Annotated in this window: 17 protein-coding genes; 11 read left to right on the top strand and 6 right to left on the bottom strand. The window is 45.2% G+C overall.

The genetic code is table 11. The features are described 5' to 3' along the window. Window positions 1-50 precede the first annotated feature (50 nt). Window positions 51-821 carry an RNA methyltransferase gene (locus KDM92_RS00270; RefSeq protein WP_212682491.1) on the bottom strand — a complete coding sequence of 257 codons (771 nt, stop codon included), beginning with the start codon at window positions 819-821 and terminating at the stop codon, window positions 51-53. A 161-nt stretch (window positions 822-982) separates the two neighbouring features. Between KDM92_RS00270 and KDM92_RS00265 the strand changes: the two genes are divergently transcribed. The 3 genes from KDM92_RS00265 (at window position 983) to mutS (ending at window position 6,203) form a co-directional block, all read left to right on the top strand. After that, window positions 983-1,777 (top strand): inositol monophosphatase family protein, encoded by a 795-nt coding sequence (locus tag KDM92_RS00265; protein WP_229826977.1) that lies wholly within the window; start codon window positions 983-985, stop codon window positions 1,775-1,777. 167 nt (window positions 1,778-1,944) lie between these two features. Next, window positions 1,945-3,333, top strand: coding sequence for a DEAD/DEAH box helicase (locus tag KDM92_RS00260; protein ID WP_212682490.1), 1,389 nt, complete (start codon window positions 1,945-1,947; stop codon window positions 3,331-3,333). 227 nt (window positions 3,334-3,560) lie between these two features. Beyond that, window positions 3,561-6,203: a DNA mismatch repair protein MutS gene (gene mutS / locus KDM92_RS00255; RefSeq protein WP_212682489.1), complete on the top strand. Its 2,643-nt coding sequence runs from the start codon at window positions 3,561-3,563 to the stop codon at window positions 6,201-6,203. A 71-nt stretch (window positions 6,204-6,274) separates the two neighbouring features. Here the strand turns inward: mutS and KDM92_RS00250 are convergent, their stop codons facing one another. Together KDM92_RS00250 and KDM92_RS00245 are read right to left on the bottom strand one after the other, a co-directional pair. Continuing rightward, on the bottom strand, window positions 6,275-6,988 hold the full coding sequence (locus KDM92_RS00250) for a hypothetical protein (RefSeq protein WP_212682488.1): 714 nt from the start codon (window positions 6,986-6,988) through the stop codon (window positions 6,275-6,277). 130 nt (window positions 6,989-7,118) lie between these two features. Continuing rightward, window positions 7,119-7,925, bottom strand: a complete 807-nt coding sequence (locus tag KDM92_RS00245; protein WP_212682487.1) for a M90 family metallopeptidase — start codon at window positions 7,923-7,925, stop codon at window positions 7,119-7,121. A 268-nt stretch (window positions 7,926-8,193) separates the two neighbouring features. On the opposite strand from KDM92_RS00245, the gene rarD reads away from it, so the two are divergent. The 5 genes from rarD (at window position 8,194) to KDM92_RS00220 (ending at window position 16,048) form a co-directional block, all read left to right on the top strand. Next, window positions 8,194-9,078: an EamA family transporter RarD gene (gene rarD / locus KDM92_RS00240; RefSeq protein WP_212682486.1), complete on the top strand. Its 885-nt coding sequence runs from the start codon at window positions 8,194-8,196 to the stop codon at window positions 9,076-9,078. Window positions 9,079-9,299: 221 nt separating this feature from the next. Next, window positions 9,300-11,570 carry an arginine/lysine/ornithine decarboxylase gene (locus tag KDM92_RS00235; protein ID WP_189344029.1) on the top strand — a complete coding sequence of 757 codons (2,271 nt, stop codon included), beginning with the start codon at window positions 9,300-9,302 and terminating at the stop codon, window positions 11,568-11,570. A 186-nt stretch (window positions 11,571-11,756) separates the two neighbouring features. Further along, the gene (locus KDM92_RS00230) at window positions 11,757-12,734 is read left to right on the top strand and encodes a flagellar brake protein (RefSeq protein ID WP_212682485.1); all 978 of its coding nucleotides are present in this window, start codon (window positions 11,757-11,759) and stop codon (window positions 12,732-12,734) included. Window positions 12,735-12,828: 94 nt separating this feature from the next. After that, window positions 12,829-14,592 carry a DUF1800 domain-containing protein gene (locus KDM92_RS00225; protein WP_230408096.1) on the top strand — a complete coding sequence of 588 codons (1,764 nt, stop codon included), beginning with the start codon at window positions 12,829-12,831 and terminating at the stop codon, window positions 14,590-14,592. 10 nt (window positions 14,593-14,602) lie between these two features. Then, window positions 14,603-16,048 (top strand): DUF1501 domain-containing protein, encoded by a 1,446-nt coding sequence (locus KDM92_RS00220; protein ID WP_212682484.1) that lies wholly within the window; start codon window positions 14,603-14,605, stop codon window positions 16,046-16,048. 137 nt (window positions 16,049-16,185) lie between these two features. Here the strand turns inward: KDM92_RS00220 and dcd are convergent, their stop codons facing one another. The 3 genes from dcd to KDM92_RS00200 form a co-directional block, all read right to left on the bottom strand. Further along, window positions 16,186-16,752 (bottom strand): dCTP deaminase, encoded by a 567-nt coding sequence (gene dcd / locus KDM92_RS00215; protein ID WP_212682483.1) that lies wholly within the window; start codon window positions 16,750-16,752, stop codon window positions 16,186-16,188. Between the two features lie 102 nt (window positions 16,753-16,854). After that, on the bottom strand, window positions 16,855-17,871 hold the full coding sequence (locus KDM92_RS00210) for an XdhC family protein (protein WP_212682482.1): 1,017 nt from the start codon (window positions 17,869-17,871) through the stop codon (window positions 16,855-16,857). A gap of 61 nt (window positions 17,872-17,932) precedes the next feature. After that, window positions 17,933-18,802 (bottom strand): DUF1653 domain-containing protein, encoded by an 870-nt coding sequence (locus KDM92_RS00200; RefSeq protein WP_329603106.1) that lies wholly within the window; start codon window positions 18,800-18,802, stop codon window positions 17,933-17,935. A gap of 256 nt (window positions 18,803-19,058) precedes the next feature. Here KDM92_RS00200 and KDM92_RS00195 point away from each other — a divergent pair, with 256 nt between their 5' ends. From KDM92_RS00195 to KDM92_RS00185, 3 genes are all read left to right on the top strand, one after another. Continuing rightward, window positions 19,059-20,318: an MFS transporter gene (locus KDM92_RS00195; protein WP_230408095.1), complete on the top strand. Its 1,260-nt coding sequence runs from the start codon at window positions 19,059-19,061 to the stop codon at window positions 20,316-20,318. Between the two features lie 268 nt (window positions 20,319-20,586). Beyond that, a complete protein-coding gene (locus KDM92_RS00190; protein ID WP_212682480.1) occupies window positions 20,587-22,872 on the top strand; it encodes an OPT family oligopeptide transporter in 2,286 nt (761 codons plus the stop codon). Window positions 22,873-22,929: 57 nt separating this feature from the next. After that, a complete protein-coding gene (locus KDM92_RS00185; RefSeq protein ID WP_189344021.1) occupies window positions 22,930-23,196 on the top strand; it encodes a hypothetical protein in 267 nt (88 codons plus the stop codon). Window positions 23,197-23,262 lie beyond the last annotated feature (66 nt).

Here is a 23,262-nt window from a genome sequence, read left to right as displayed (position 1 = left end):
TTCAAACAATTTAGTTTTACCAGTAAATTATGACCATTCACTTTAAGAAGCTATTTCTTCAAACCCATCATTTTTTTTGAAATGCCGCGCATTATATTCACTTCTTCAACTTCTAGTTGCGCACGAGAAAATAAACGTTTCAATCTCGGCATCAATTTCTTGGGATTTCCTGGATCAAGAAAATCAATTTCAATTAAGGCTTGCTCTAAATGTTTGTACATTCCCTCAATTTGCTCGCTAGATGCCAACTCTCCTTGAAATCCAACATCGCTAACGCCAAACTTTTCAGAACTATTCTCTCGTGCTAAGGACTGCATCCTGCACTCATAGACCAAAATTTGTACTGCCTGTGCAAGGTTTAACGAGGAATAATCTGGATTTGCTGGCACATTAATCAACACATTACTATTCAACACAATCTCGTTTGGCAAACCGTAGCGTTCACTTCCAAATACTAAAGCCGCCGACAACTCATTTGAATTAACCACCTTATCGGCAAAATCTCGTGGATTCATAATAGGTGGTGAAAACTCTCGCAATCGTGCACTAACCGCTGCCACATAGTGACAGCCAAGCAAAGCATCTTCAATCTTATCGACGATTTTTGCGGCGCTAAGAATGTCTTGCGCCCCACTGGCGAATGCGATCGCCTCTGGATGAGTTAATGCATCTGAGAACCGCGGATTCACCAACTGCAAATCAGAAAACCCCATGGTTTTCATTGCACGTGCGACTGCGCCGATGTTTCCAGGATGGCTAGTATCGACGAGAACGATTCGCAAACGTTTAAAAACAGATGTATCAGAAATAGCTAAGTTCATTTAAAATAGCGACATTGCGCGTTAATTTTTGTTGTTTATGTTAACAATGAACAATAAATTGCGGCGCCACCGCTCTTTAATTCATCTTTGTGCGACATCTTTACGACCTTGGTTCATTTTGAATTCCAAGGCTGAATTGCCGCCATTTTAACGGAAACTCTATGCACCCAATGCTCAATACGGCAATTAAAGCCGCTCGTCGTGCCGCGACTATTATTAATCGTGCTTCTTTTGATGTGGATCGCGTCCAAGTCAGTGAAAAGCAATATAACGATTTCGTGACTGAAGTAGATCGCGCTGCCGAAGCTGCGATTATTGAGGTGCTGACTACCGCCTACCCTGATCACGCGATTCTTGCTGAAGAATCTGGTGCATCTAAAAACTTACACGACGAAAATGAGAATGTCTGGATCATCGACCCACTCGATGGCACGACGAATTTCATCCACGGCTTTCCACAATATTGCGTCTCCATCGCCTTGCAACAAAAAGGCGTGATCACGCAAGCTGTCATCTATGATCCTAGCCGAAATGAAATGTTCACAGCATCGAAAGGTGGCGGCGCATTTTTAAATGACAAGCGTATCCGCGTTACTAAGTGCGACAAGATTGCTGACGCCTTAATTGGCACCGGCTTTTCTGGTCGTGACATGAGCGGCTTAGATGAATACATGGAAATGTACAAAATCATGACGCAAAAATGTCAAGGTTTGCGCCGACCGGGTGCTGCTGCTTTAGATTTAGCCTACGTCGCCATGGGTCGTTTAGATGGGTTCTTTGAAAAAGGTCTAGCACCTTGGGATATCGCTGCAGGCGCATTGATGGTTAGTGAAGCTGGCGGTATTGTCGGTACCTTTGCCGGCGAATCAGACTACTTGTACAAGGGCGACGTGTTGGCTGGCACACCAAAAGTATTTGGTCAAATGGTCAATGCCTTACAAGCATTCGCGAAATAATTATTCAATTGATCGTGTTGGCTTAACTGATCATTCAGCAAGCCGACATCGATTGAATGATTGATTGCGGTTCCAAAATCAAATCCACTTCATCATTCTGCTGAAGTGGCGCAGTGCCCAAACCTTTCCTGCCTTTTGCATGACGTTTGTATCCTATAGAAATTAGCATGACCACATTTTCAGATCTCGGTCTCTCCGAGTCCATCGTGCGCGCAGTAAGCGAACACGGCTATACCACTCCTACACCGATCCAAGCGCAGGCAATTCCCGCCGTCATTCAAGGTGGCGATTTACTCGCGGGCGCACAAACTGGCACAGGCAAAACTGCTGGATTTACCTTGCCGATATTAGAACGTCTATTGCGTAGTCAACCCATTCCAGCCAATAAAACAGATCGACGTAAAATCCGCGTGCTCGTATTGACACCTACTCGCGAACTCGCGGCACAGGTCGAAGAAAGCGTCGCCACGTACGGCAAACACACGCCACTCAATTCAGGCGTGATCTTTGGCGGTGTTGGCATTAATCCGCAAGTCAAATTACTCAAAACAGGTGTTGACGTATTAGTTGCCACTCCCGGACGTTTATTAGATCACCACCAACAAGGCACGATCGATTTGCGGAATATCGAAATCTTGGTATTGGATGAAGCAGATCGCATGCTCGACATGGGCTTCATTCATGATATCAAAAAAGTCTTGGCGATCCTACCAGCGAAGCGCCAGAATTTATTGTTCTCTGCCACGTTCTCTGATGACATCAAAGCATTAGCGGATAAATTACTGAATAATCCGGCGATGATCGAAGTTGCGCGTCGCAATTCCACTGTCGAAGTCATTGCGCAAAAAGTGCACCCTGTCGACCGCGACAAAAAACAAGTGATGCTGGCGCACTTAATTAAAACGCATAAATGGTCACAAGTATTAGTGTTCACACGCACCAAACACGGCGCGAACAAGCTCGTTGAACAATTGATGCGCGATGAAATTAATGCCATGGCAATTCATGGCAATAAGAGTCAGTCAGCTCGCACAAAAGCCTTAGCAGAATTCAAAGATGGCAGCCTCACTGTCTTAGTTGCAACGGATATCGCGGCGCGCGGAATCGATATTGATCAATTACCACATGTCGTGAATTATGACTTGCCAAATGTTCCTGAAGATTATGTGCACCGCATTGGACGCACTGGTCGCGCAGGAGCGACTGGAGAGGCCGTCTCCTTAGTCTGTGTCGATGAATTTAAACTCTTGGCCGATATCGAGAAATTCATCAAACGTCAAATTCCTCAAGAAATTATTGACGGTTTCATTCCCGATCCGAACGCCAAAGCACAACCAATACAGTTGCGTAGTTTCCCTAATCCTGCGCAAGGACGAGGCAGAGCGAATAATGGCAGTGCTGGTGGCAATCGCAGCAAAATACCAAATCGTCCACAAGGCGCACAAAAAACGACTAACGGTAATGCTTTACGCAATGCAGGACCAAAACCAGTTGGCGCCAAATCAGCATTTAAGCAAAGCACACCACGTCGCTCAGGCGGTCGCGGCGGTGTGTAGTTAATCACAAAATTGATCAACAGATAGCGTAAGGTAGAAGATAAAACGGGTAAATGTGCAAACATTACCCGTTTTTTCATTTGGGTCAATTTAGTTTGAACAGCAGCAAAAAAATCATTCAATGTACACAGGCAAACTCAGTATTTACGCTATGATTTCGCACCTTATGAGATTTCGATAAATAATTAAATCTCCAGCATCCAATTCATAAAATAGCAAACAATAATATGGCAACTTCTGAAACGCACACGCCCATGATGCGGCAATACCTCACCATCAAAGCAGATTACCCGGATACTTTGGTGTTTTATCGCATGGGTGATTTTTATGAATTGTTTTTTGAAGATGCAGAAAAAGTTTCGCGGATTTTAGGTATTACCTTAACCCAGCGCGGCACCTCGAACGGCGCGCCAATTAAGATGGCAGGGGTTCCTTTTCATTCGATAGAACCTTACCTAGCCAAGCTCGTAAAGATCGGTGAGTCTGCTGCGATTTGTGAACAGATTGGAGACCCTGCAACGAGTAAAGGTCCAGTCGAGCGCAAAGTTATGCGCGTGATTACGCCTGGCACTTTAACCGATACCGATTTATTGCCAGAAAAAGCAGAGCGTCCTCTTCTCGCCATGTGTTTGTTAAGTCAACGCAAGACGATCAACATTGGCCTGGCATGGTTATCCTTAGCCAGTGGCGCTTTAAAACTGATGGAATTTAGTACCGATGAGAAATCACTACAAGCGCGCCTACAACAAGAATTAGAACGCATCTCGCCAGCCGAAGTTTTGGTTTCTGCCGGTGGACTATTGTTAGAAGAATTTCGCCACGAGTTACCGGGCAAATTTTCCGAAGTACCTGATTGGCATTTCGATCTAAAACAAGGTCAAAAATCTTTGCAGGACCAGCTCGCGACTTCTACCCTCACAGGCTTTGGAGTGGAAAATTTTGGTGCTGCTTTGGGTGCTGCAGGTGCATTATTACGTTATGCAGAATCGACGCAAGGACGCGGTTTAAAACACGTTAATTCACTCAGCGTAGAATCTGAAAACGAGTTTATCGGACTCGATACCGCCACGCGTCGCAACCTAGAATTAACTGAAACCTTACGCGGTCAAGAATCCCCTACTTTATTTTCTCTACTTGATCATTGTCGTACCGCGATGGGTTCGCGTTTGCTGCGTCATTGGTTGCATCATGCGCGTCGTGAACAACAAATCGCACGCAGTCGTCATCAAGCGATCGACGCTTTATTACAAGCCGACGCAACTACTGGCTTATCCAATACCTTAACTTCTATTCCCGATATTGAACGAATTACGACACGCATCGCTTTGCTGTCCGCACGCCCACGTGACTTATCTGCACTGAGAGATGGCGTGCAACACTTAGGCACGGTTCGCAGCTATGTTGCGATGTGTTTGAAAAATAATGAACCGCGATTGCTGTCACAATCCTTGATAGACCTAGCGACACCGGCTGAGTGTTTGGATTTGCTCGAACGCGCGCTCATGCCACAACCCGCGACCATGGTGCGCGATGGTGGTGTGATTGCGGCAGGGTTTGATACTGAATTGGATGAGCTGCGTTCACTCTCAGAAAATGCTGGCCAATTTTTGATCGATCTCGAAACTTCGGAACGCGCCCGCACGGGTATTGCGAATTTACGCGTTGAGTACAACAAAGTTCATGGCTTCTATATCGAAGTCACAAACGGACAAGCTGACAAAGTTCCCGATAATTATCGTCGCCGCCAAACGCTCAAGAACGCTGAGCGCTATATCACACCTGAACTAAAAGCCTTTGAAGATAAAGCCTTGTCCGCACAGGAGCGCGCCTTAGTCCGCGAAAAAGTTTTATACGAAAAACTATTACAAGACTTACTACCACACATCCAAACTTTACAAACCATTGCGCATGCAGTCGCGCAATTAGATGCCTTAGTTAGCCTCGCCGATCATGCAATGAAAAACAATTGGTGCGCACCGCAATTGGTAGCGGAACCTGTTTTGGATATTGTGCAAGGTCGTCACCCTGTGGTTGAAAATCAAATCGAGCGTTTCATTGCAAATGATTGCCAACTCTCGGCAGACCGCAAATTGTTATTAATCACAGGCCCGAACATGGGTGGTAAATCCACCTTCATGCGCCAAACGGCGCTGATCACTTTACTCGCATATATCGGCAGTTATGTGCCAGCGACACAGGCAAGCATCGGCCCTATTGATCGCATTTTTACGCGTATTGGCGCAGCCGACGATTTGGCAGGTGGTCGCTCTACATTTATGGTGGAAATGACCGAATCAGCGGCCATTTTGCATGGTGCTACTGAAAATTCTTTAGTACTGATGGATGAAGTGGGTCGCGGCACATCGACCTTTGATGGCCTTGCTTTAGCGTGGGCAATCGCACGTCATTTAATCATGACATCTAAGAGTTTCACACTGTTTGCAACGCATTACTTCGAACTAACACAGTTACCGGATATTCATCCTAGTGCAGAAAACGTGCACTTATCAGCAATTGAACACAAAGAAAATATCGTGTTCTTACATGCGGTACAGAGCGGTCCCGCATCACAAAGTTATGGTTTGCAAGTGGCGCAATTAGCTGGTATTCCACAGCCAGTGATTCGCGCGGCACGCAAACATTTGGCGGATTTAGAAGCGCAATCATTACTAAGCACGCCGCAATTTGATTTATTTGCTAGTAGCTCTGGGACAAACACGGCGGAAGAAATCGAAGCATCCACAATTAGCGAATTAGTACAAGATTCAGCGCTGTTGTTGGCAATCGATGATATTGATCCCGATGCAATGACACCACGTGAAGCCTTAGAAGCTTTATATAAGTTGAAAGCACTAGCCAAGCACGAGTAAGCCTTATTAACGACTATTCAATATGATCTTTCTCAATTTTGAGAGAGATCATTTTTTGCGTCTAGAACAGATTAATACTGCAATAGTAATTCTCGCAAAGTGAACTTGCTGGTGGTCGGCAAGGTTTGCAAGAACACATTCCCTCGAAAGAGATGCCAGCCTTGAACTTCTGTAGTTTCCGGAAATTTCTCTAACTTGCTTTGATATTCCCAGGTGCCGTACAAACTGTCTAACTGTTCATCTGACTTACCTCGCTTTATTTCCATCGCATAACTCACCACAAACCCCTGTCGCTTGAGTGAACCATATATTCGTCTTTCTAGTTGCGCATCATTTGATTTCCAATAGATAAAATCACGTTCATTAAAAGGATAGCTTTCTCCATCTTTTAAGTCGCATGGCTTGGGGAAGCGCGGAAGATTTGCCCTACCATCATCCCACATAGGACCTGCGACAGCACTCGCTATATTGATAAATTCACTTGGATTTGGCTGTTGCTTTCCATAAGTCAAACTTAGTCCATTCTCTAGTTGAATCAATTGAATCGTTTTGCCATCCACTTCTAGCATAGAGTACGTTGCGTCACTGTATAACTTCCACTCAGCTTTCGCCGCTAAGTTTCCGTTATACGATGTTCTTTTTAAATGCGTTGCTTCTTTCCATGCCATGGTTCTTGTACACTTTGATTCATACGCTTGCACCAAAGACGACATAGACAGCAACCATAGACAAATCCAAGTTTGCACTCGATATATAGTATTTTTTTGTTTGGCCAAACTAGACATGTAATTCTCGGTAAATAGAACATCAGATCGAGTATCAGCAAAACGAATTATTTAAGATCGTTTTGATTTGTGAGAACAGAATTATCCAAACTCGCAAGCCATTTCGCAAGCGCTTGTCTAATCGCAAAGATCAGGACCACTCTCTCGGATCGACACGATAATAAGCCTTCAAAAGCGCAAACAAGCTTGCGTGGTAATAGGCAAGCTCGTGGCTCTTTTTAAAGAATGCCTCGGTCGACACTGCAAAAAATTCTGCAGGATTTGTTGCACCGTAAGGATCAATGATCGTCATCTCGTTTCGTTCTATTGCCCTTTGCAGATTGTCGAATTCCTGTGTCATCACCTGCGACCAGTTACGATAAGCTATAGTACTCGCCAAACTTGGTGCACCGTTCACGCTACCGTCTTCGCTGTCAAGTTGATGGGCGAATTCATGGATCACAACATCTTGTCCCATTTCTTCATTGTGAGGATTATTGATCACTTGATCCCACGCCAAGATCACGCGACCATCACTCCAAGATTCTCCACTCAAAGTTTGGTTGGTATGCGTGACGATCCCACCTGCCGCCATTTGCTGGCGTGGCGCGATAAATGCACTGGGATAAACCAAGATATGGCTCAGTTTGGGATATACATCCATCTCGCGATTGAGTAACAATAGGCAAGCGCGAGCCGCAATTGTGACTCGAATTTCATCATTAATTTCTAGACCACCACAGCCGACAAACGTTTTCTCAAATAAAAACTGACGTATGCGACGCTTCAACTGCATTTGCAAATCAGTTGGCATGCGACTATAACCGAGTAGGTTCTGACGTAAAATCTTTGAATACGTTGACGGAAACGCTCTTGTTAACACATAGCGCAAACGAAGCTGTGGCAGAACAAAAAAACCGAGGATCAATGCGATGACGATGAATGCGAGATACCACATGCTCTTCCTTATAAGAGTTTATTGACGTAACTAGGCACAATTAATTAAGAGCGATTGAATCACATCGAGATTACTTTTCTTAAAAACATATAAGCACGGCTCTTGGCTCGACATGTACAAGTTGGGTACTAATTACGCAAACACAATAGCTGCTCAATATTCAGGAAAATGAGCTAGCAAAACAAACTTCTACACGCTGCAGACAAATCGATAAGCTGCGATAATCGCAAGTTCTGTTTGCATCCACACCTATTAAATCATTCACTCCATGCGCAAAGGTATTTTGTACGCCGCGGCCTGTTATTCGGCTTGGGGCTTATTTCCCATTTATTTCAAAGCCTTACATAGCATTCCTTCCTTAGAAATTTTGCTACATCGCATGGTGTGGGCACTCGTCTTTTTGCTTTTGGTACTCACCGTACGTCACCAATGGACTTGGATAAGAAATGTTGTGCGTCAGCCCAAATTGCTGGCGGGATTTGCTGCAAGTGCACTCCTACTCTCGGCGAACTGGTTTTTATACATCTGGGCAATTAACAATGATCGCATCGTTGATGCTAGTCTCGGCTATTTCATGACGCCGCTGGTGAATGTATTTCTTGGTTTTATCTTATTGAAAGAACGCTTAAGAGGCGTGCAATGGTTTGCAATCGCTTGTGCTGGCTTGGGTGTATTGTGGCTAGGCTTACAAACTGGACATCCACCATGGATCGCTTTAGTACTGGCAACAACATTTGGCATGTATGGCCTATTACGAAAAACCGCGGCATTAGGTGCCTTAGAAGGTCTATCTTTAGAGACCATGCTGCTATTTCCATTTGCCTTAGCTCATCTTATTTATTTAGCACTTCATGGCCAAAGTGCGTTTTTACAAACTACGATAGCAACACAATTCTTATTACTGGCCGCCGGTCCTATCACCGCGATTCCTCTATTAATGTTTGCTGCCGCAGCGCGCCGCATTCCTCTTGCTACATTAGGTTTGATGCAGTACATCTCGCCGACCATTCAATTGTTCATTGGCATTTGGCTATATAACGAACAATTTAGTCATGATCGTATGCTGGGATTTTTAGGCATTTGGGCAGGACTGCTGGTTTATTCAATTGACAGCTTGCGATCAAGCTTCATGAATAAAACGAAAACAGCGTGAAACTTGTATTTCAAACAGCAAAATAAGCAGCATTTTTGGGCATTCGATGACAGTCTGATGAAATTTGTGGTGTTTCATCGCGAACTGCACAAAATATGACAATTTTTTTGACATCTGCACCTGCATTTCTGCGAAAATTCGCATCTTTATTTTTTCGGCGCGCAAGCGGTTTAACACACTGGCCCAGGCGTCTCCCGTAACAGGCTTTTTTGGAGACCTAAATGAAATTCCGCTTCCCCATAGTCATCATTGACGAAGATTTCCGTTCTGAAAACACTTCTGGCCTAGGTATTCGCGCGCTTGCCGATGCCATGGAAAAAGAAGGAATGGAAGTTCTGGGTGTGACCAGCTATGGCGATTTATCCCAATTCGCCCAGCAACAATCGCGCGCCTCAGCCTTTATTCTCTCGATCGATGACGAAGAATTTGGCGAAGGTACTGATGAAGAAAGCGACTACGCGCTGAAACCATTGCGCGCTTTTGTCGAAGAAATTCGCTACAAGAATGCCGACATCCCTATTTATTTGTATGGTGAGACGCGCACTTCACGCCATATTCCAAACGACATTTTGCGCGAACTTCATGGCTTCATTCATATGTTTGAAGACACACCAGAATTCGTTGCGCGCCATATTATTCGTGAAGCGAAATCCTATTTAGATGGATTAGCGCCACCGTTCTTCCGTGCCTTGGTGCACTACGCGAATGATGGTTCTTACTCCTGGCACTGCCCAGGACACTCTGGCGGTGTAGCATTCTTAAAGTCACCGATTGGTCAAATGTTTCATCAATTCTTTGGTGAAAACATGTTACGTGCAGACGTCTGTAATGCAGTGGAAGAACTCGGTCAATTACTCGATCATACCGGTCCAGTTGCCGCTTCCGAACGCAATGCCGCACGTATTTTTAATGCAGACCACTGCTACTTTGTTACCAACGGCACCTCGACATCAAACAAGATGGTGTGGCACTCCACCGTCGCGCCGGGTGACATCGTTGTCGTTGATCGTAACTGCCACAAATCGATTTTGCACTCCATTATTATGTGCGGCGCGATCCCTGTATTCTTGATGCCAACGCGTAATCACCTCGGCATTATTGGCCCGATTCCATTGGAAGAATTTTCCATGGAAAGCATCCGTAAGAAAATCGAAGCAAACCCATTTGCAAGCAAAGCAAAAAACAAGAAGCCACGTATTTTGACGATTACGCAATCAACCTATGATGGCGTGTTGTACAACGTCGAAACGCTCAAAGATTTGCTCGATGGCGAAATCGATACTTTGCACTTTGACGAAGCATGGTTACCCCATGCGACTTTCCATAGCTTCTACCAAGATATGCACGCAATTGGCAAAGAACGCCCACGCGCGAAGAAGTCTTTGATTTTCTCAACACAATCAACCCACAAATTGCTAGCTGGTATTTCGCAAGCTTCACAAATTTTGGTGCGCGAATCTGAGACGGTCAAGCTGGATAAGGATAGCTTCAACGAAGCTTATTTGATGCATACATCGACTTCACCACAGTATTCGATCATCGCTTCTTGCGATATCGCTGCTGCCATGATGGAAGCACCGGGAGGAACAGCACTGGTTGAGGAATCGATTTTAGAAGCACTCGATTTCCGTCGTGCGATGCGTAAAGTCGATCAAGAATGGGGACAAGATTGGTGGTTCCAAGTATGGGGCCCAGATCATTTATCAGAAGATGGCGTAGGCACGCAAGAAGATTGGATGATCCATGCGGAAGATGACTGGCATGGCTTCGGCAAATTGGCACCGGGCTTCAATATGCTCGATCCAATTAAGGCAACGATCGTTACACCAGGCTTATCTTTGGAAGGTAAATTTGGCGAAACCGGTATTCCGGCCTCTATCGTCACCAAATACTTAGCAGAACATGGCGTGATCATCGAAAAATGCGGTCTGTACTCATTCTTTATCATGTTCACCATCGGCATTACCAAAGGCCGCTGGAACACCTTGTTAACTGCATTACAGCAGTTCAAAGATGATTATGATAAGAACCAACCGATGTGGCGCATCTTGCCAGAGTTTGCTGCGGCAAACCCGCGCTATGAAGGCGCAGGCTTACGTGATTTGTGCCAAAGTATTCACGAAGTGTACAAAGCACATGATGTTGCACGCTTGACCACAGAAATGTACTTGTCTGATATGCAGCCAGCGATGAAACCATCCGATGCATTTGCCAAGATGGCACACCGCGAAATTGAGCGGGTGTCGATTGATGAATTGGAAGGCCGTGTCACCGCGATTCTATTGACACCCTACCCGCCGGGAATTCCGCTGTTGATTCCGGGCGAACGCTTCAACAAAACGATCGTTGATTATCTAAAATTCGTTCGTGCGTTCAACGAACAATTCCCAGGTTTCGAGACGGATTGTCACGGTTTAGTCAAAGCCGAAGTTGATGGAAAACGTGGCTACTTCGTCGATTGCGTTCCACAAGGTAGTGAAGACATCGAGTGATTTATCTGATGCGTCGACAAAAGCGTCAATAAAACGCCACAGATGCATTACCGCTTGTCTGCAAAAAAGCCGCGCCCAGTCTTTGGTGCGGCTTTTTTTCATGCTAATTTCGTCTTAAGTATCTCATATTAGAGATACAATTGAGACATGTTGCCTAACAGAATCCATTCATCCTAAAACGACATAATGAGTCAACTTAACGAATTACAACCGGTCGACAAAGACAAAATCAAACTTGGCGTGCCATTAGAATCGCCAATCTTTGACGCATGGGGAAATCAATTATTTGACGCAGGCGCAGTCATCACTAAAGAAGATGAGCTACAAAACCTTTTGGAAGATGGATATATCGATACATCACCGCAAAAAAAATCGCCTGAGCAAATGCAGCCACTTCCGAACGGCAGTCAGGCAAAAGGATTTTCGCAGCCTCCCACAAACTCTGCCGCTATTGCACCAGCCATCCTCGCATCGACTAGCACCACAAATATCAATAACACCGAACTCAATAAAGAATCGGTCATGTTAGATTTGGACAATGTACGCTGGCACGTTGGCGAAACGTTTTTCTTACAAGTTCATGATAATCCTTCAATTCGATACACCGTCAAATTGATTGGATATGTGAAAAATCAATCCATATTGGTAACTGCGCCAAAGATAGATGGTAGAGGTGCCATTGTTCGAGACGGTCAGACCTTCATCGTCAGAGCATTCCCAGGAAAGAAAGCTTATGCCTTTACCGCGGCAGCATTGAAATCAGTCTATACCCCGCATGCATACCTACATCTTTCGTACCCGAAAATTGTACGATGCACAGCCATACGCCAAAGCTCACGTGCCTCAGTAAAAATTATTGCCTCAGTCAGTATTGGCGATCCGGAACAAACCTCCGCGGCAGTACTGAGCGACATTAGCATGGGTGGCACCTCTGGCTTACTAAAAAAACAAATCGGCAAAAAAAATGATCATGGACTTATTAAGTTCAAAGTAAATACCGCGGGGGAAGATGTGCTCTTAACTATACCGATCATTGTACGATCTATTTCAGAAACCGAAAACAGCCAAGAGTTTCGTTACGGCTTCGAATTCAGCGAGATAGCGACACAGTCAAAAATTATTTTATCTTCCTTTGTACATCAAACATTGGCAGAAATAGAGTAAAAACTAGTGTAAGTAATAAAATACATCCGAATAATAGAGCACCCAGAACTTAGATTTCATTTCAGTTTAAGCAAGACTTGGTTGGAGCTGCAACATGTCGACAATACGAATTTTCTCTCTCAAAAATGGCATCATGTGCATTTCTCTTGCGATGCTAGTTGCCTGTGGAGGCTCTGGCAGCCCATCCAATCCTATCGCACAGGTTCCTCCTCCCATAGTAGTACCTCCAACAACCCCGCCCGTAGTAGTGCCTCCCCCCCCCACGCCGCCATCGGTTACCATGCCTAATGCGACTCAAGCGTCCCGCTTCTTGCAGCAAAGCACTTTTGGCGCAACTGAGACCACGATTGATAGTTTGATGAATGTGGGATTTAATAGCTGGATTGAAGACCAATTTACAATGCCGCAAAGCTCCCATAAATCCTATATGGATTCGATCGCGGCTGGCCTGAGTAATGGAATTAGCGGTTTAAACCAAAATCATTTCTTTGAATCATTTTGGAAACAAACCGTTAGTGGAAATGATCAATTGCGGCAACGAGTTGGCTTCGCTTTATCACAGATTATGGTTACCTCTTTTCAAGATAGCACTGTAGCCAATTACCCACGAGGTGTAGCCAGCTATTACGACACATTGAATACGCATGCTTTTGGCAACTATCGACAATTACTGGAGGCAGTTACTCTACATCCAATGATGGGTATTTATCTAACATCCTTACGCAATCAAAAAGAATCAGGAACCCGCGTACCAGACGAAAACTATGCGCGTGAAGTGATGCAACTTTTTACAATCGGTTTATCTAAACTCAACTCAGATGGCAGCACCATCCTAAGCAACGGCAAGCCAATTGACACTTATACCAATGATGACATCTCCGGCCTAGCCAAAGTGTTCACTGGCTGGAGCTGGGCGGGTGCGGATAAGTCGAACACTCGATTCTATGGCGGAAATGCTGACGAAAATCGGGACTGGATGCCTATGCAGAGCTATCCAGCGTTTCATTCAGTAAGCATCAAATCATTTTTAGGAACAACGATAGCAGCACAATCACCTGCAAACCCCGAAGCGAGTTTAAAAACGGCTCTCGATACCCTTTTCAATCATCCGAATGTTGGGCCATTTATAGGAAAACAATTGATTCAACGTCTTGTCACAAGTAACCCTAGCCCGCAGTATGTGGCACGTGTGGCTGCTGCATTCAACAATAATGGAACAGGGGTTCGAGGCGATATGAAAGCAGTCATTAAAGCGATTTTGCTTGATCCTGAAGCTAGAAACGATCCATCTTTAAATAACGCGGGGATCGGTAAATTGCGTGAGCCCATCTTGCGATTAGCGAATTGGCTACGCGCATTTAATGCCAAATCAAGCTCTGGGGCTTATCGCATTACGAATTTAGATGACCCACTCACATCTTTAGGCCAAACGCCTATGCGTTCACCATCGGTATTTAACTTTTATCGCCCCGGCTACGTGCCTCCCAATTCTAGTATCGCTAACGCACAACTCGTATCGCCAGAAATGCAAATCACCGCAGAAACCTCTGTAGTTGGTTACTTGAATTTCATGCGTGACACGATTGCAAATGGAACGGGAACAAGTCGTGATGTCAAAGCAGATTATTCAAATCTAAGCACGCTCGCAACAACACCCGAGCAATTATTGGACAAAGTGAATCTATTGCTGATGTCAAACCAAATGAGTAGTGGCTTACGCAGTCAAATCATCGCAGCGGTCAATTCCATCGCGATCCCAACAACGACACAAACCGCGATCGACACTGCAAAACTAAATCGCGTGTATATGAGTGTATTCCTGACCATGGCATCACCCGAATATTTGGTGCAAAAATAAGGAGAAAGTGATGTCAAATTTCAATACATCCAGACGCGAATTCTTACGTATTTCATCCTTGCTTGGTTCAGCTGGCGCACTCGGCGTTGCCGCCCCTTTCGCGATCAACTTAGCGACGGTAGCCTCAGCCGCCGCACAAAATAACGCTGGCGATTACAAGGCGCTAGTCTGCTTATTTTTATATGGTGCAAACGATCACGCTAATACCGTTTTAGCTACCGATAGCGAATCATGGAACCAATATCTAAGCGTACGAACCACCAATGAAGCAGGATCTATCGCCTTACCTGCAGTCGGCGCCACTGGTGGAGTGCTACCCATCACGCCCAATAATGCGCAAGCTGGACGGAGCTTTGCCTTACACCCTAACATGCCAGAGTTGCGAAACTTGTTTAATGCTGGACGTGCCGCAATTCTTGCAAATGTTGGGCCCTTGGTTGTTCCGACCACACTAACGCAATACAAAGCCGCCAGCGTGCCTTTGCCTCCCAAACTATTCTCACATAATGACCAACAATCGCTATGGCAAGCCTACGCCCCTGAAGGTGCTGCCTACGGCTGGGGTGGTCGTATGGGGGACTTGCTGGCATCGAACAATAGCAATCCGATTTTTACCGCAATTTCGGCATCGGGGAATGCGGTGTTCTTATCGGGCAGAACCGTAAAACAATATCAAGTTGGCTCTTCAGGTGCGGTAGCGATTGCTGGATTATCTGGCAGCTTATACGGCTCAACTATGGCAGGTAGCACATTACGTAACATCATCACCAGTGACTCCACGAATTACTTCCAAAAAGAACATGCCGCCACCACGAGTAGAGCAATCGCTGCTCAAAATATGCTCGCCCCAGCAATGGCGGCAGCTGGACCAACTGGTATTCCTAACCCAACGCAATATACCAATCCAAATACAGGCGCATTAGCCAACAACGCACTCGCAGTTCAATTGCAAACTGTTGCAAGAATCATCGCTGGACGCAATGCTTTAGGTGCAAAGCGCCAAGTATTTTTTGTTAGCTTGGGCGGTTTCGATACACATGACTCACAACGAACATTGCAGGCAGATTTATTAGCGCGGGTGTCACATGCGATTGCGTACTTTGACACAACGATGGCCAACGTCATGGGTAGCGATTTACGGCAGCAAGTAACCCTATTTACTGCATCCGATTTTGGTCGCACATTTACCAGCAATGGTGACGGCACGGATCACGGTTGGGGATCGCACCATTTCATCGTCGGTGGTGCTGTCAAAGGAAAAGACATTTATGGCAGTTTCCCAGTCACCGGTCTAAAACACACTCTAGATGTGGGCTCAGGAAGTCTATTGCCACAGTTCTCAGTAGATCAATACGGTGCGACCCTAGGAACTTGGTTTGGCTTAAGTCCAACACAGATCAACGACGTATTTCCCAATATTACGAATTTTAGTGCTCGTAATTTGGGATTTATCTAAAGCGAAAACCGCAACGAAAAAGCAGAATCATCTACCAGAGATCATTCTGCTTTTTTCAATTAAAGAGCCGCTTAGAATCAAAGATCTGAATCAAGGATTTGAATCAAATCATGTCCCGATAAAGTGAGCGGTGAGAATCAAGTTTTCGGTAAGGTCACACCTACTTGCCCTTGATACTTCCCACCACGATCTTTGTAGGATGTCTCGCAAATCTCATCGCTTTCAAAGAACAACACTTGAGCACAGCCCTCACCCGCATAAATCTTCGCTGGCAATGGTGTGGTATTGGAAAACTCTAGAGTGACATAACCCTCCCACTCAGGCTCAAATGGCGTGACGTTCACAATAATGCCACAGCGCGCATAGGTCGACTTACCGAGGCAAATTGTTAATACGTTGCGAGGGATACGGAAATATTCAATGGTGCGCGCAAGTGCAAAGGAGTTTGGCGGGATGATACAAACGTCTCCCTTAAAATCAACAAAAGAACCTTCATCAAAATTCTTCGGATCAACGATAGTACTGTTGATATTGGTAAAAATCTTAAACTCATCAGCACAGCGAATATCATAGCCGTAGGACGATGTACCATAACTAACGATCTTCTGACCGTTCGCATGACGCACCTGATCAGGTGCAAACGGCTCAATCATGCCATGCTGTTCCGCCATCCGGCGTATCCATTTATCTGACTTAATGCTCATGATAATTTGTGCTTTCTGCGTTTTTTAGTAAGCTTGGATTTTACGCCAAAAGCGGAGTAAAAACAGGCTTTATAGTGTTGATTTCGCTGGAATTCTTGATTTTCAGAGCTGACAACTGCTTGTATTTACAGGCTGCTGCGCATCTTTAGCAAATTCAATTTGGTTTTCTTTTGAAATCAGCACTTTGTTTTTAATTGCTGTCATTTCAGCCAAAATAGAAATTGCGATTTCGGCGGGTGTCTTACTGCCGATATACAATCCGATTGGCCCGTGCAATCTAGCGATTTGCTCTGTACTTAAATCAAGCTCTAATAGGCGTTCCCGACGTTTTGCATTATTTGATCGTGAGCCAATTGCGCCGACATAAAATGCGGGTGACTTTAAGGCCTCCATTAGCGCCATATCATCTAATTTAGGGTCATGGGTCAGTGCCACTACCGCGCTACGTGCATCAAGCTGCATCGCAATCACTATGTCATCGGGCATATCGTGCGCCAATTGCACACCTTCGATTTGCCAGGCTTCGCGGTACTCTTCACGCGGATCACAAACCGTCACCTGATAATCCATACCAACTGCAATATTGGCTAAAAATCGTGACAACTGCCCTGCGCCAATAATCAATAAGCGCCAACGAGGGCCATGGATCGTGACCAACTGCGTTTCGGTAAGACGCAAACTCTCGTGTGCTTCGGCGGGACGCAAAGTCGCAGCACCAGTTTGCAAATTCAATTCACGTGCGAGTAATTTGTGTGCAGCCAAACCTGCGAGCAGGTTACTAATTTGGCTTTCTGCGTGCAAAGGCTCAATCGCCAATTGAATTGTGCCACCGCACGGTAAGCCAAAGCGATGCGCTTCATCAGCACTAATTCCATAGGTAACAATTTCCGGCACAGTACGCGTGAAGCCCTCAGTTTGTATGCGAGCAATCAAGTCATCTTCGATACATCCACCAGATACTGATCCAATTACTTGCGCATTTTCTGCGATCGCCAACATCGCACCTTCAGGTCGAGGGCTTGAGCCCCAAGTTTTGACGACAGTCACCAACTCACAAGGTCGCCCTGCTCGCAACCATTGCTCGCAAGTTTTTAATACTTCTAAGTCGATGCTATCCATAAGTTTTTCTATTCTGTTTTCATCTGAAACGAGGTGATGTGTAACGGCGACATCACCCGACTCATTCAATCTCAGTAAACCGCTGCACCAATTTGCCACCAACCTCAATCATCTCAAAGAAAACAGATTTTGGTCTAATCCATAAACTACCATCCGCTGCACGATAAACGATTGCTGCTTGCAAATCGGCTTCTTGGGTTGCCTCACACACCAACTCATAGATACCGCCTTTATAGTGTCGGTATCGCACCTTGTTGCTCGTGCCCGATTTTGATGCTCTAGAACTCGACATTTTATTCACGCCAGCACTCTTCTCGCTGGTGTGCTCACGCAAAAATGCAGGAATTTTTGCCGCACTCAATTTATTAATTTGCGCAAACAAGGCTGGATACACCATCGGAACTTGATGCGTTTGCTGTAAATAAGATGCAATATGTAGCAATAAGTTCGCGGCTACCTCAGCATCAGCTTCAGCGCGATGCGCTTTCCCTTTAAAACGCAAACCCAAGCTGGATGCTAATGGTCCCAAGGAATAGCTCGATTTTCCCGGCAGAACTCGACGCGCCAGCTTTACCGAGCAAATTGTGCCGCGATGCCGAGCGGTCAAACCAAGATTTTGCGCTTCTGCGAGCAAGAACTTTTCATCAAAACTCGCGTTATGTGCTGCCAAATAATCATTGCCAATAAAATCAAGTAAGGCTGGCATCACTTCTGATACTGGTGGTGCACGATTCACCATACTCTGAGTAATTCCAGTTAATTGCGTAATAAAACTAGGAATCGTGACTTGGCAATTAATCAGCGAAACAAAACGATCGACAATTTGTCCATCTTGAATACGCAATGCGGCAACTTCTGTAATCCGGCCACCCTGCTCCGGACTCATACCAGTCGTTTCAAAGTCAATCATGACGATAGGTTCTGCTAACATACTTCGCTCTATACTTTCTAAATCAACAGCGCATTGGTTTAATCAATCAACGATGGAACTTATGTCGCTCCTGCTCAGTCAACCAACTTAGTTCAATCAACTTAGCTCAATCAACCAAGGCGCCTATTTTTTCAATAATGTACTATTGTAATCTGCCCACATCAGTTGATGCCCATCCGCTTCTCATTTATACAAACGCAGCAACATGCCGAACGACACGCCACCTAACAAACGCATTCTCTTAATCAAAAAAAGCTTGTCTCTGAGCGTCATCGATAGAATCATTCCAGCGAATGATTTATTGCGAGACTTTGTATATCGCCGCTTGTGGATTTCAATTTTGATTAGTTCGTTTGGCGCACAAATTACATTACTGGCACTTCCATTAACGGCAGCTGTATTGCTCCACGCCACTCCAACCCAAATGGGACTACTCACCTTTATGGAAATTTTTCCGTATGTGTTGTTGTCGCTTCCTTCTGGTGTATGGTTAGATCGGGTGAGAAAATTACCTGTGTATATCAGCGGAGAAATCGCTATTTCTCTCGCCGTGGCAAGTGTGCCAATCGCATGGTGGTTAGATATTTTAACTATGCCGTGGTTATACATCGTGGGCTTTTTGATCGGTGCTGTTAACACCACCGCTGGCACAGCAGCGCAGATTGTATTAACACAAATCGTGCCGCGTGAACGCTTGATCGAAGCCCATGCAAAAAACGCACTCGCCACATCTGGCTCTGAAGTTGCAGGCCCTGCGACAGCTGGTGCATTAATTAAACTTTTGGGCGCGCCCCTAGCCCTGTTTGCTGATGCGATCTTGCTACTCACCTCTGCAGCTATTTTACGGAAAATAAAAATTCATGAAATTCGTGTTGTCGCACAAGATGCCAATTTTTGGCGGGACTTAAAAGAAGGCCTAAAATTTGTCGCACACAATCAAATCTTGGTCGCCCTTGCAATCACTGTTGGCATTTGGCAAATGGCTTATAACGCCGCCTTGGTCGTACAAATTTTGTTTGCGACACGCACATTAGGCTTGTCCGAACACGCAGTTGGATTGAGTTATGTGTGCATGGGCATAGGCACTGTTCTCGCCAGCATGATCGGCAATCGTGTTAGTAAACATCTCGGCCCTGGCTTATGCATGATTTTGGGATTTTTATTGTGCGCCATTGGTTGGGGACTATTGGCAATCGCGCCGGCTAATCAACTCGGCGTCATTGCATTTGGACTGATGCTAGTACTATTTGCAATTGGTGGTGTGTTCATCTTCATCAATTTTCTGGCGTTACGGCAGGCCGTCACTCCCGAGCCTTTACTTGGACGAATCACTAGCACAATGCGCTGGCTCACTCTGTTACCCGCTGGCCCCGGTGCTTTAATTGGTGGATGGTTAGGTGAACATTTTGGCTTACGCATTACCTTGGGATTCTCTTGCGCCTGCGCCATGTTGCTCGCTTTCTTTGCTTGGCATAACAAAACCATACGCGGTATCAAATCACTTCCACAACTGTAAGACTTGTGGGGGTTTTGTAACTTTAATGTAGGCATCACGCGACACTGATGCCTGTATTGATTTGCAAAAATTACACCTACAGAATGAAACACGAGATAATGCTGGTCGGATTAAACAAATCGCCACAAAATTTTTTGATTCTCATTTTTCACGACCCCTCGCTTGAATTACTCAGACTTTAATGACTCAGATTTTTATTGAGTCCTCATTGTTAAAAAGATTGCGAGGATCGCTGAAATTGCTGAGTCGCCCTTCTTAAGAGAATAGTATGTCGCAACAGACCAATCTACCGAACTTCAAACCTTATATTCCCGCCACATCGGTAATACCGGAATTTACCCTACGCGCACTCATCATGGGAACCGTGCTTGGAATGATATTCGGTGCCTCATCGCTTTATTTAGTGCTTAAAGTTGGGCTGACAGTCAGCGCCTCGATTCCCGTTGCCGTCATTGCAATTACGCTATTTCGCATGATGCATAAACTGGGCGCAAAAGATTCCACAATCTTAGAAAATAGCATTGCGCAAACTGCGGGCTCTGCCGGTGAATCCTTGGCATTCGGGTTGGGTGTCACGATGCCAGCGATACTGATTCTAGGATTTGACCTAGAAATTTACCGTGTCATGTTAGTTGCAATTTTGGGAGGACTGCTAGGAATTTTATTGATGATTCCTATGCGCCGCACCATGATTGTCGAAAAACACCACGAACTAAAATATCCCGAAGGAACTGCCTGCGCCGAAGTTCTTAAGGCTGCCGCGGGCGACTCCTCTCGTGATGCCGCTGGGGAATCAAGCAATCCGAATGCGCAGGCAGATGCGAATCGTCGAGCCAAAATTATTTTTGGTGGCTTTTTCATTGGTCTCATTTACAAGGTCGGCAACATCGCCCTAAAAGGCTGGAAAGACACTGTTGAATATGTATTCCCAGCACCTTTAAAGGCGGGCTCGGTCGGCACCGAAATTTCTCCTGAGCTGCTTGGCGTTGGCTACATTATCGGTCCCAAAATTGCTGCAATCATGGCAGCAGGCGGCGTGCTTTCGTACATGCTGCTGATCCCGCTCATCAAGTTTTTTGGCGATGGCCTACTAACACCTTTAGCGCCAGCAACAAAATTAATCAGCGAAATGAGTCCACATGAAATTCGTGGCGCCTATGTGTTGTACATTGGTGCCGGTGCAGTAGCAACTGGTGGATTAATCAGTCTAGCGCGAGCAATGCCCTTAATTTGGCGCAGCTTGTCCTCAGGGCTATCTGGCCTGTCTTGGTTCAATCGCAGTCAAACCACAAATACGGAACAGAAGACTACGCCACGAACCGAACAGAGTATCCATATGAAGTGGGTTGTAATCGGCGCACTTGCTATCATCGCGGTCATCACCATCGCTACGCCACTACACATGAATATGCTCGGGGCGCTGTTAATTTTGGTATTTGGCTTTCTATTTGCCACCGTCTCATCTCAATTAACCGGACAAATCGGTCAATCATCTAATCCAATCTCTGGCATGACGGTTGCCACCTTACTGTTTACTTGCTTAATCTTTTTATTGATGGGCTGGATAGGTGGCCAATACTATGTCACCGCATTGTCTGTTGGTGCAATTGTGTGTATCGCATCTAGCGTGGCAGGTTGCACCTCGCAAGATTTAAAAACGGGTTACTTAGTAGGTGCCACCCCAAAATACCAACAATATGCGATTTTAATCGGTGCCTTTTGTTCGGCTTTAATACTCGGACCAATTTTATTAAAACTCAATGATGCAAGCACGGTCTATGTACCTATCCAACAAATCGCGCCTGGCTTAACAACCGATGTAAGCAAGCTCAATGAAAGTGCACAACTGCAAGGGCCACAAGCAGAACAAGATCAAGTAAGCTACAAGGTCTGGCATAAAACGGATAACGTTCAAGCACCAGCTGGCAAGTATCTCGTCGATGCGAATGGCAAGGTTGTTTATTTGGTAGACCCGGGCATTAACGGTACCCACAACACTCGCCCCGATGGTTCTGAGGTAAAAAAATATGATGCCCCAAAAGCGGTGTTAATTTCTTACATCATCAAGGGAATACTCGACGGTGAACTTCCTTGGGCACTCGTATTATTTGGCGTAATTATTGCTCTTACTTTGGAGATGTCTGGCATCCCCTCTTTAGCATTTGCTGTCGGTGTTTACTTACCGCTAGCCTCATCAGCGCCCTTATTTATCGGTGGGATGATACGTTGGCTAGTTGATCGTCGTAATAATAAGCTAGAGAAAAATCAAACTCTAAACGAAGAAGAAAAACAAGCCGCAGGTGATCGTAGCGATGGTGTATTGATCTCTTCAGGTTACATCGCGGGTGGTGCGTTAGCCGGAATTGTGATTGCATTCAGCGCAGGCATCATGACCGATTTTGATAAGAAAATCGGTGATTGGGCAGGCTCCAATAATCCATTCTTTAATGGACCTTATGCGGATGCACTATCCTTAATCCCATTTGGTTTAATTGCTCTCGTTTTGTACATTGTCGGCCGTGAAAAAACGCAACGATTAGAGCAACAATCATAATGGTCGAACAATCAGCAAAAGAACACCATTCCTTTTAATACAACGAATAAAGAAAACATGAACGACAGCAAAATTCTCGATTGCAAACAGCAAGAAGTCAACATTGGCGACATCATTCGGGTAACCACACTAAGTAAACAATTCATCAAAAGTTTCCCAGAAGATGAACGCATTTTGATTGAATCGATGATCGGCAATTTTTTCAAAATTATTGCGATCGATGAAGAAGGTCAAGCTTGTATCATGCGCGAATGGCACGATGAACGTGGACAACTACAAACTCACGTCATTGCACTTGATTCCGATGAAATGGAGAAAGTCTAATATTTCTGAGAAAGAAACCTCTGAGGAATAAATAAAAATGGCTCTATGTTGTTACACATAGACCCA

The organism is Affinundibacterium baiyunense, from assembly GCF_018139645.1.
GTDB lineage: Bacteria > Pseudomonadota > Gammaproteobacteria > Burkholderiales > Burkholderiaceae_D > Undibacterium > Undibacterium baiyunense.
The sequence above is the reverse complement of the archived record's forward strand: the minus strand, read 5'-3'. Positions and strand labels throughout refer to the sequence as shown.